Origin of the sequence: Phyllobacterium brassicacearum, from assembly GCF_003010955.1 — a bacterium.
Lineage (GTDB): Bacteria > Pseudomonadota > Alphaproteobacteria > Rhizobiales > Rhizobiaceae > Phyllobacterium > Phyllobacterium brassicacearum.
Map to the genome: position 1 here is coordinate 1 of NZ_PGGO01000066.1, position 822 is coordinate 822.

Sequence of the window (822 nt, forward strand, 5' to 3'; positions counted from 1 at the left end):
CATGTCTATGCCGAAGGGATACGCCGGGGCAGCACATTGGTATCGGTCCGCGTCGATGAGGACCAGGTGGCCATTGCGCGCTCGATTGTCAAGGACGACACAGCCGCTGATCTCGAAGCACGCCGCGCCATGTATCGTGAAGAGGGCTGGCAGGGATTCGATGAGACCAATCCGGCTTTCACAGATGAAGAGGTTGCAAGGGAACGGCGACGCTTGCGGGAATATCGCCAGCAAATGCCTTGAGTCGAATTCGCCGGTCCGACATCGTTCCCTCATCGAATGCGGGAGAATAGACAGATACACCCCTGGGAGGATTGGTTCGATGAACGGGAAGAAACGAGGTTCAGGTATGCGGCGATGATCTCGGTTTCCAAGAAGTCCGCAAGGGACAAGATATTAACCCGGCGCGCGAAGCAGCAGGGACGCGGACGTCACGCGCGCTCCTTCTGAAATTCCAGTGAGGGGTTGGAAAGACGCGCTCTACAGAATTTACAACGCGTTGTGGGAAGATCGGATCATGTTGATCGCGGCAGGGGCAACATTTTACTTGCTGCTTGCCTTATTTCCGGCACTGACCGCCTTCGTATCATTGTATGGTTTTTTGGCAGATCGGGCCGCGATCGCTGGCACCACTTCCATGTTCATTGGTATACTACCGATGGACTCGATCAATCTCATCCGGTCCCAACTCGAGGCACTGGCTGCACAAGATACCAAGGTCCTCAGCCTCGGCTTCTTCATCGGACTTTTCGTGGCGCTTTGGAGCGCGAACAATGGCATCAAAGCCATCTTCGAAGCATTGAACGTTGCGTACAGCGAGAA

Annotated in this window: 1 protein-coding gene and 1 pseudogene; both read left to right on the forward strand. The window is 55.0% G+C overall.

Annotated elements, in window-relative coordinates; genetic code table 11:
• Positions 1 to 243 (forward strand): annotated as a pseudogene (locus CU102_RS30065) (hypothetical protein); the annotation flags it as partial.
• 274 nt (positions 244 to 517) lie between these two features.
• The coding region (locus CU102_RS28255) for a YhjD/YihY/BrkB family envelope integrity protein (protein ID WP_210204798.1) at positions 518 to 822 on the forward strand (305 nt) is incomplete at its 3' end.